This is a genomic window from Microcoleus sp. Pol1C5, assembly GCF_036701115.1.
In the GTDB taxonomy this organism is placed as follows: domain Bacteria; phylum Cyanobacteriota; class Cyanobacteriia; order Cyanobacteriales; family Microcoleaceae; genus Microcoleus.
This window is the reverse complement of record NZ_JAUBQE010000032.1, coordinates 82871-92855: the sequence shown is the minus strand read 5'-3', so window position 1 is coordinate 92855 and position 9985 is coordinate 82871. Positions and strand designations below refer to the sequence as shown.

The window sequence follows — 9985 nt, the reverse complement described above, 5'->3', positions numbered from 1 at the left end:
ATTTAGCCGCCGTACTGATGAATCTCAAACCCCACAAACGACTCAATTTTCAACAAGGGCTTCATGCTTTATCCCTGCTCCAGACTGCTTTGTAGCCTTGTTGTCACCCCTTGAGGTGAATCGCCCTCGCCATCCTCAAAAAGCGAGCTTTCTTTGTTGATAAAAATAGATTAAGTCCCTGCCGCCTCCCCACAAAAAAGAGCGATCGTCCTCCCCTAGAAAAACAATCGCCCATTATTCACCTATAATTTCAATCAACATCAAGTCCCGCCCTTAAGAAACTATGCTGTACCCACAATTCCAGAGATCCCCCTAGCCTCTTGTTCACGAGGATGCCACGGGGTGCGAAAGGCTCTGACGTTAGTTTTCAAGTTTTGTGTACAGGGTAGCCCTTAAGAAATGCGTGCCGGGGAATAAGCGGCCCTAATCGTCAAACAGTAGACTGGTACTACATAAGACGTTAAGTTGACACCAATGCTACTCGGCGACTTCAGCTTCAGCTTCCGCTTCAGGTGCATCTGGCACATCTTGCTTGATTGTCAAATAGCGAATCACTTCTTCGCTCAGACGCATCGCGCGCTCTAGGGTAAAAATTGCAGCGCCCGGAGCTGTATAGTTCATTTGAACGTATACCCCGTCCCGGTGCTTGCCGATTTCGTAAGCCAAACGGCGCTTGCCACGGTGCTGAGTTTCGATGTTTTCAGCACCTTGATCGCGCAAAATAGTTTGATATTTAGCGATCGCCTGGTCTGTCATTTCTTCACCCAAATCAGGGCGCAGAATGTACATAGTTTCGTAAATAAACGGTTTCATGGCAATAATCCCCTTATGGACAACAAGGCTTCTCACGAAGCAAGGACTTATTATCATATCCCAACAATGAACAATCTCAAAACTAAAAAACCAAATTCCCCAAACAACACTCCCTCGCCGTGGAACACCCTGTGGACGTACAGCATCATGAGCGCGATCGCACTTTTAATGCTGTTTCCCTTGCTGTGGCTGCTCAGTACCTCCCTCAAATCCCCCAACGAAAACATCTTTCAATTTCCTCCGCAACTGTGGCCGCAACAGCCAACCCTCGAAAACTTCATCAAAGTTTGGCAAACCAACCCCTTCGGCCGCTACCTGTTCAACAGCACCCTAATTGCCTGCCTGACGGTTAGCATCAACGTTCTCTTTTGCGCCCTCGCCGCTTACCCCTTAGCCAGACTCAAATTTCGCGGTCGCGAAGCCATCTTAATCACGATCGTTTCCACAATCATGATTCCTTTCCAAATAGTCATGATTCCCCTATACATATTGACAGTACAACTCGGACTAAAAAACAGTTATTTAGGCGTAATCTTTCCCGGACTCGCCTCAGCCTTCGGCATATTTTTATTACGACAAGCATTCCTAGCAGTTCCCAAAGAACTAGAAGAAGCCGCCCGCATCGACGGCTGCAGCGAATTAGGCATTTGGTGGCACGTCATGATTCCGGCAATTAAGCCAGCTTTAGTCACTCTAGGAATTTTCGTATTTATCGGTTCTTGGAGCGACTTTCTGTGGCCACTGCTAGTTTTAGATAGGCCGGAATATTACACTTTACCTTTAGGGGTAGCCAATTTAGCCGGGACATTTTCTTTAGATTGGCGTTTAGTTGCGGCGGGTTCTATTATTTCTATTGTTCCAGTTTTGGGAGTATTTTTGCTATTGCAAAAATATATTGTACCAACAGAAACTGCGGCGGGAGTCAAAGGATAGAATCAACACAAAAAATCGGCGTTTATCCGCGTTCATCTGCGGTTAAAAATTAAAATCTTTTGAATTCACAACTAAGCAAATTTATTTGTGATGGAGGAACGGCAAGAAATCCGCTAGATTGTTGACCGCGCTGGGGTTGTAGATATCATCGCTTTTGCAAATGCGATCGATGCCGAAGACTGGCAAAAACTGCGATCGCACTTAGCTGGCGAAAGAGATATCAACTCTTCGGAATTTTGAGGAATCAAACAAACTGTGGTAATTGTCAGCCACAATCCTGAAGTGCATGGCGCTTTACCGGGCAAATCGCAATGAAATCTGATTCACAACTGAAATGCGAACTGATTTTTCATAACTAAAAATTTCCTCCTACCTGGGAGTGAAAACTGCACTGGGGTAAGCAATGCGCTTGTGATTGAACTGTTCCCAAACCCGCACAAAAATCTCGGCAATTAGAGACATATCCTCCCGCGTTAAATCCGAATCAATCAACTGATTATCCTGCCAGCGAGCCCTCAAAATCCGATTAACCATATTCAAAGCCTCTTCATGAGTAGCATCCTTGAGCGATCGCAAAGCAGCCTCGCAAGAATCCGCCAGCATCAGAATCCCCGTTTCCCGCGACTGCGGAATCGGCCCGTCGTAGCGAAAATCCTCCTCCCTCACTTCCCGACTTGCGATCGTTAACTTTGAATTATCCGCATCTGGCAAAGCCCTCTTTAAATCTTCTATTTCTTTTGCAGCAATTTGCTGCGCTTGGTGGTAGAAATAAGCAATTAACATTGTACCTTGGTGTTCGGGAATAAACGCCTGAATCGCCTTCGGCAATCTATGTTTCCGCGCCATCACCAAGCCCTCGGTAACGTGCTTTTTAATAATCTCCGCGCTCGCCCAAGGGTCATTTATTTCATCGTGTTTGTTGGTCCCGCCCATTTGATTTTCACAAAATCCGAGGGGGTCGTGCATTTTTCCAATATCGTGGTACAATGTGCCAGTTCTGACCAACTCAACATTGCAGCCGAGCTCCCGGGCAGCAGCCTCCGCCAAACTCGCCACAAACAGCGTGTGCTGAAAAGTGCCCGGAGCCTCGGCAGCCAACTTCTTCAACAGCGGGCGGTTGGGATTGGCAAGTTCCGCCAGTCGGATCGGCGTAATCAAGTCAAAAACGTGTTCCAAATAAGGGCTGATACCGATCGCCACAACGCTCCAAGCCAAACCGGCCAAACTTTGCGCGCCCACTGTACCGAGCACGACGTACCAAATCGCACCGGCAGCCGCGCTGGCAATCAAAGTCCCCACCAGATAAACCGTGCCCTGAGTCAAGCCCACAGCCACGCCCAAAAGAGCCAATTCCTCGCGTGATCGCAGCCGCCCGGCCATAAAAGCGCCCAGCAATCCCCCCGCCCCGCTAGCCGCCAAATGAATCAACTCCACATTTAAGCCAACGGGCAGCAGCGCCGACAGCAGCCCCACCACAGTCACTCCTACCGCCGAACCGTAGAAGCCACCCGCTAAAATCCCGATCGCGGGCAAACTCGTCCAAGGCAGCCCCAAACTCACCAGCACCGGCGCGCTCAAAGTCAGCAGCAGCAATAGCAAATGATCTCTCCGGCGCAAGCGGTAGTGCCTTTCCACCAGCAGTACGATCGCAATTGCCCCCGCGACTAAACAAACAAAACCCGTCAGTCCCAGCCAATTCACTCCCCGCCGGCTCAAACCAAAATAGTCCAGCAACACGAAATCTTGCTGCGATATCTCTTGTCCTTGTGCAACAATTATCTCGCCCCGATCTACTGCGATCATCACCGGTTTCACCTTTTGCGCCGCTAATTCAGCTAGCTGTTTGGTTTCCTCGCGATCTCTCACCAGATTTGGCTGCAAAATCGCTGTTAAACCCTCCACCGCCAAAGCTTGGGACTCTAACGGAACTTCATCAGCCACTTGCAGCTTCACGGCTTCTTTCAAAATCTCTTTTGGCAAGCCCTGCGGGATACCTTGAGCCACCATCCTTCTTGCCGCGCGATTCATACCGGTTTGGGTTTTCTGCCAAGCTGCATCCGACAAATCAAACAGCGAAGTATCGTAAATCTGGGGGAACCCGGAAACCAACGGTTTTGCCAGCGCCTCCACAGCATTGAGATAGCGCCGGCGAGCAGAGGAAATACTGTCTGTCAGGCTTTGAAACTCTGCCCCCCGAACCGATCGGCTGTAAGCTTGCAGTTGAGCGATAGCATCCTGCTGAGACTTGTTATCTGTTGCCACAGCAATTGAGGGGGAATCCAAACTCAATCGCTCGGAAGTTGCACTTTTGTCACCCGCTTGCGCCACAATAGATCGCCACTCCCACTCGGGACAGCCCCGCAAGTAAACCTGAGCAGCATTTGAGAGCACCGAGGAACTCACAAACGGAAACGGGCCTACCGCCTCCCGCAGCTCGCTTCCCTGCTGCAAAAATTGTTGCAATTCTTGATAAATTTGTCGATCGACCGCAGAATCCAGCATTAATATCGCTACAGCCCCGATCCGCGCTGCTTTCCGCTGTTCTTCAGTAGTTTTGTAATCGGGGATGCTAGCAGTAGCGGGAGCCTTAATTGTCTGAGGAGCTTTCGTCCCCACATCCAGTTTCGGCTGGTTGTAGAAGCGGTGGCCCAGAGTGCTGCTGAGGGAAACTACCGCGACCAGCGCCAACATAGGGGAACGAGCTTGATTTTTGAGGCTTGATTTGGAGGTTTTACTTGTAAATCTAGTAGTAAAAGTCTCGGGAAGAATCCATTTCGGGCGCGACAAACGGCTCAGGAGAGGCCCGCCAGCGCGATCGGTATCTGCTTTGCTACAGCCATTTTGCACTTTAGCAATGTGTTGGCGCAGTGAGCGCGCAGCCCCTAGCTGCTCAATCTGCCGCATCAATGAGGAGAGCGTATTCATTTGTGTCGAAGATATATCACTGTTATCCAGCAGCTCTGTCAGAATTTCTGACTATGCATCTTGATTGATTTTATCCGAACTACCGTGGCTGAATATTCAACCCTCCAGGCTACTTTGCCTGACTATCGCCAGTAGTTGGCTTTCCTGACGGTGGCCAACAACGCAAGCAGCTTCTTTGCTTCCCTTGTCTGTCTTGAACAGAACTCGAGCGCGAGGGCTAAAAACCTTGTTTCTCCGTAGATTCTTCGTTTTCCAACCCCGTATTCTGGTTTAAACCTGGCTTGTTGGGGCAGGCGTGTCCGATTTAATTTTTCACTTTTTAATCTTTAATTGTCGCTCTCCTTCCACTTTTGCTTTTGACTTGTTAATTTCTAATTGCTAATTTCTGGTTTCCCCTTACCGTCAAAAGCTCCAAACTTTATACTTTACGAGGTCTAATGACATAAGGTGCAGCCACCGATCGGGCTAGCGCTGCGGAATCCAGTCGGGCATCTGGGCTGTAAACTCCTGCCCAAACAGCAAACAGGTTATTTGCTAACTCTACAATTTTTACATCGCTGCCAGTTCGCCAGAGCGAAGGTTCTTGGCCGTCGGCTAGCTGCTGGGATTTAAGCTCAGCCGAAGATACCTGTCGCCATTCTACAGGAATCGCAGCAACGCCGTTATAGGCTCCAGACAAAGCTCCCGTCAAAGCGCAGGTTATTTGTCCGGCTATGCCACAGCGGGCGGCCCGCACCACTGACAAGCGCAAGTCTTCTGGGGTGCTCAAAAAGCAGTAGAAAGCTAAGGCAATGGGAACCAAATTTCCTGGGTTGACAATTGACTTGGTTTGTAATTTTTTTTCACTTTCGCCCTGTCTTTCTCGCAAAGCTGTGGCGCTTTTGCATAGATGAGTGGTGGCTGTTTCTAAATCGGCTCCCTTTTCTAGTAGTATTTGCACTTGCAGCAGCAGCTCTGTTAAGGCGTTATCTGTTTTCAGGTAAGCAAGTGTTTGCTCGATCGCTGTCGCGGGGTCAAGTCTTTCTTTAAGAGATCGGGCGATCGTATATGCTACTGCTAAAATTGCTGTTTCCCATTCTGGCTGGTTTTCGCTGTGCCAAACCTCTATCGCCAGCGTGATTTTTTCTCGCAGCTTGGCTTTATTTTCGTGAAAAAACATCGCCGATGGCAGCACAGCAATGGCAGCTTCACCAGGGTTAAGCAGGATTTGAAACTCACTGTTGGGGGGATGGTTGATTTCCGACTTGGCAAATGTTTCCCAAGTATCGCGCCAATCTTTTAAATCTAAACCGCTACAGCGAATTAAACTTTGAGTGCACGCTACCGCAAGTCTCCCGGATGCAGATGAGTCTTTGGCAATTGGGATTTTACTGTTGACAGAATTCAACGCCAATGTTGCGCCACTTACGGTCAATTGTTGGTTTTCCGTCATTTGTAAAATCGGCTGCAAGTCTTCTGTTTGGGGGGGAATACCCACGAGTTGCCTCTGGTATTGCAGGCCTATAGAGTCTCCTAAAACTGCCCCCAGGATGGTTCCTTGAAACTTGCTCAACAGGGAATGCCGCATTTGAATTTAACTCAATTTGTTAGTAATTGGTAATTGGTAATTTAGAATTTTTCCTGGTGTACTTCTTTGCCTAACTCTTGTGATTAATTTGAATTTGAATTCAGCCAAAACATATAAGGGCTGGTTTTCCATCTAAAACCTGCCCTCATCCGATCGCTACAATCGGTAAATTTTTAATTTTTAATCAGGTAACTCACTAGAGCTTGCAGCCCCAGCCGATAACTTTCTGAGCCAAAACCGCTGATTTGCCCGATCGCCACTGCTGCGATAAAGGAGTGGTGGCGAAAAGCTTCCCGTCGGTAAATATTGCTCAGATGAACTTCTACCGCAGGGATATTCACCGCGGCGATCGCGTCTCTAATTGCCACACTCGTATGAGTATAAGCTCCAGCATTAATCAATAAGCCTTGGTGCTGCCCTAACATTGAGTGAATTGCATCCACCAATACCCCTTCATGATTCGACTGCTGAATTGAGACTTGCACCTGGAGGGCTTGCGCTTCTCGTTCTAGCAACTTGTTGATATCATTTAAAGTCGCAGAACCATAAACTCCAGGTTCTCGCTGACCCAATAGATTCAGATTAGGGCCGTGAAGTACCAGGATATTTAACAATTTTAAAATTTCCAGTGCAACAAAAGTTATGAGAGTTTTGACATGGTATTTAGAACGAGTCTGCCACCTCAAACGTTAAACCTTAAACCTCAAACTTCTAATTCAGTCCCGACTACCTGCGATTCCTAGGTTGGTTGACAGGAATACGAATCGGTTCGAGTTCCGGTTCAGGTTCGGGACTCAGCAGTCCTTCTATCAGCTTGCGAACCCATTCTTTAATTTGTTCCAGCACCTTTTCAATGTCTTCCATTGAACGGATAGCTCCTTTTTTTATAGTCTAGATTGCTAAACCGACGGCTAAATATCTGAAAATAAGCAAGCACGACTTTGAAACCAAATGTCAAACTTGCTTTCTCGCTTGCTGGTTGTTTTGAGCAATGGAGAGAGTCAGTATATTGGCCAATCAGTCCTATCTTATTATCATAACGAATCTTTACAGATAATCAAGAGGGAAAAGGAAAATTGCCGAATTATATCGGAGTAGAGAGTGTTAAATAAAGCTTAAGCTTACGGTTGACTGTTGACAATTGACCAATCGTAGGATTTTTTCTATGCTTTTGCCAACAATAATTTACGCCGGAGCCGATCAAGGGCCGTACAGCTACTCAGATTCCGAATCCAATCGCGACCTCTGGCATCGCCAAAGCGGTATTCAAAACTTTCTGCGGATCCGTGGGGACCCGCTAAACCGACATAAACCAGTCCGACAGGTTTAGTGTCTGTGCCGCCTCCGGGCCCGGCGATGCCTGTAATACTCAATCCCCAACTGGTGTTGAGGCGAGATCGCACTCCCGCAGCCATTTGTTTTGCCACTTGGTGGCTGACTGCCCCAAATTCGGCTAAATCTTGCGGATTAACACCTAATAATCCTTCCTTAACCCGGTTGTCGTAAGAAATAATCCCGCCCAAAAAGTACCTCGAACTCCCGGCAACACCTGTCAGCATCGCTCCCAACCCGCCTCCCGTGCAGGATTCAGCCACGCTAAGAGTTTCGCCAGCCAACAGCAGCAATTTACCGACAGTCGAGGCGAGGGTATCGGTATCGGCACCGTAACAGTCTAGGCCAGCAATCTGCAGCAACTGTTGTTCGATCGGCTCAATCAAGTTTTTAGCAGCCACGGACGACTCCGCGCGGGCCGAAATTCGCAGTTTGACTTCGCCGTGATTGGCGTAGGGAGCCACAGTAGGATTAGTTAAATTCAGAAAACTATGTACTTTTTCGGCCAATGCCGACTCAGCAATCCCCCAAAATTTTAATGTGCGGCTGTAAATAGTGGCGCTGCACCAGCCAGCATTTTTCAGATAAGGAACAGCGGTTTCTTGCCACATCAAGTGCATTTCCGCCGGTACGCCGGGAAATGTCATTACTGTCACGTTAGAAACCGGCTGCCAAATAATCCCCGGTGCCGAACCGCTGCGGTTCGGCAGAATGTCCGCAGTTTCTGGAATTAAAGCTTGTTTGCGATTGCTGGGACTCATGGTGCGTCCCCGCTGGGCAAATTTGTATTCGATATCGGCGATAATTTCCGGCTTTTCTATTAAGGGAACCCCAAAAAAATCGGCGATTGTTTCGACTGTCAGATCGTCTGGTGTGGGGCCCAGGCCTCCGGTGAAGAGCAAAAGCTGCGATCGACTTACGGCGATTTCTAACACTTGTTTGATACGTTCTGGATTGTCCCCCACCACTGTTTGATAGTAGTGAGGGATTCCCAGACTCGCTAATTCTTTGGCTAAAAACTGGGCATTGCTATTAAGAATATCGCCTAACAGCAATTCAGTGCCAACACAAATAATTTCAGCAACCATTCAATTTTAGATTTTAGATTTTAGATTTTGGATTTGAGATTGGGGAATTAGGGAATTGGGCATAGGGCATGGGGCATTAGAAATTATTTATTTTTCTTCCTTCTTCCTTCTTCCTTCTTCCTTCACCTAGCGTGTCTCCAAACTTTCCAGCTAGCATATCCCAGCAAACTTGTGGCACCCATAGCGTAAATTACGCCGCTGGGAAGCGAAAAAGCTAGGGCTAAACTTCCCACCCACAGTGTCAGTGAGTAAATAAATAAAACCGCAAATCGATGGGATAGTCCGGCTTGTAGAAGTCGGTGGTGGAGGTGGCGCTTGTCAGCAATAAACGGTGACTTGCCGTTGCGAAGTCGATCGAGAATCACCGCCGACATATCTAAAATCGGTACAGCTAAAATTAAATATGGCAGCAACACAGAAGTAACAGCCGTAGTTTTAACTAACCCAATTACTCCCACTCCAGCGAGAGTAAACCCGATAAAATAAGCCCCGCCATCTCCCATAAAGATTTGAGCCGGATTGAAGTTGTAGCGCAGAAATCCCAAGGCCCCGCCAGCTAAAGCCGCTGCAATCAGGGCCGCCGCCGGTTGGTGCATCGCCAGACTGACAATCAGCATCACAACTGCTGCAATCCCTGAAACTCCGGCTGCTAAACCGTCCAAACCGTCAATCCAGTTGATGGCATTCGCCATGCCGACGAGCCAAATCACGGTAATTGGCAAGCTCAGCCAGCCAATATTAGTCAGTCCCAAGGAGGGAACTGTCAGAAACTCAATCTGTACGCCTGCCATCCAAACGATGCTGGATACGCCAATTTGCATGAGCAAGCGTTTTAATGCCGAGAGCGAAAATAGGTCGTCTGCTAAACCGATGAGGAAGAATCCGATCCCGCCGAGGGTTACTCCCCAAATTTCGTATTCGTCTTTGGGATTGAGAACTTGTCCGTTAGCATCAATGAAGCCTCCTGAGAGCCAGACAAATAAGAGGGCAGTGATAGTGCCGAGAAAGATGGACACTCCTCCCAAGCGCACCATAGGGCGCTTGTGGACTTTTCGCTCGCCTGGTCGATCGACTCGCCCGCTTTTGAGACCAATTTTTTTGACTATTGGCGTACTCCAGAGGACGACGATCGCAGAAACCAGGAAAGCGAGTATGTGGTACAGATACTGGTACGGCATCTGAAATCAATTTTAAATAGTGCGGGGCAATTAGGCTGTCAGGCAGAGTCTACTACATTTCAGATGGCTTATAACAAGGAAACATCTTGAAGAGCGACTGGGGGTTTGGGAGTCGGAGATTTGCCACAATGGCAGTTACCCTGGGGCGA

General features: G+C 48.2%; 8 protein-coding genes. 1 reads left to right on the top strand and 7 read right to left on the bottom strand.

What is annotated here, in order from left to right:
* Positions 1-477: 477 nt before the first annotated feature.
* The gene (gene rpsF, locus QUA23_RS18645; protein ID WP_015176119.1) at positions 478-813 is read right to left on the bottom strand and encodes a 30S ribosomal protein S6; all 336 of its coding nucleotides are present in this window, start codon (positions 811-813) and stop codon (positions 478-480) included.
* 15 nt (positions 814-828) lie between these two features.
* Between rpsF and QUA23_RS18640 the strand changes: the two genes are divergently transcribed.
* The gene (locus QUA23_RS18640; protein WP_333077588.1) at positions 829-1746 is read left to right on the top strand and encodes a carbohydrate ABC transporter permease; all 918 of its coding nucleotides are present in this window, start codon (positions 829-831) and stop codon (positions 1744-1746) included.
* Positions 1747-2115: 369 nt separating this feature from the next.
* Here QUA23_RS18640 and QUA23_RS18635 read toward each other — a convergent pair whose 3' ends face one another.
* From QUA23_RS18635 to QUA23_RS18610, 6 genes are all read right to left on the bottom strand, one after another.
* Entirely contained in the window at positions 2116-4671 is a 2556-nt protein-coding gene (locus QUA23_RS18635) for an HDIG domain-containing metalloprotein (protein ID WP_333077587.1), read from the bottom strand.
* 418 nt (positions 4672-5089) lie between these two features.
* Positions 5090-6238: an ADP-ribosylglycohydrolase family protein gene (locus tag QUA23_RS18630; RefSeq protein ID WP_333077586.1), complete on the bottom strand. Its 1149-nt coding sequence runs from the start codon at positions 6236-6238 to the stop codon at positions 5090-5092.
* Between the two features lie 173 nt (positions 6239-6411).
* Positions 6412-6852, bottom strand: coding sequence for a type II 3-dehydroquinate dehydratase (gene aroQ / locus QUA23_RS18625; protein WP_138920973.1), 441 nt, complete (start codon positions 6850-6852; stop codon positions 6412-6414).
* A gap of 112 nt (positions 6853-6964) precedes the next feature.
* The gene (locus QUA23_RS18620; RefSeq protein ID WP_006631912.1) at positions 6965-7102 is read right to left on the bottom strand and encodes a hypothetical protein; all 138 of its coding nucleotides are present in this window, start codon (positions 7100-7102) and stop codon (positions 6965-6967) included.
* Between the two features lie 299 nt (positions 7103-7401).
* Positions 7402-8658 carry a competence/damage-inducible protein A gene (locus tag QUA23_RS18615; protein WP_333077584.1) on the bottom strand — a complete coding sequence of 419 codons (1257 nt, stop codon included), beginning with the start codon at positions 8656-8658 and terminating at the stop codon, positions 7402-7404.
* 122 nt (positions 8659-8780) lie between these two features.
* Positions 8781-9836, bottom strand: coding sequence for an MraY family glycosyltransferase (locus QUA23_RS18610; protein WP_333077583.1), 1056 nt, complete (start codon positions 9834-9836; stop codon positions 8781-8783).
* Between the last annotated feature and the right edge of the window lie 149 nt (positions 9837-9985).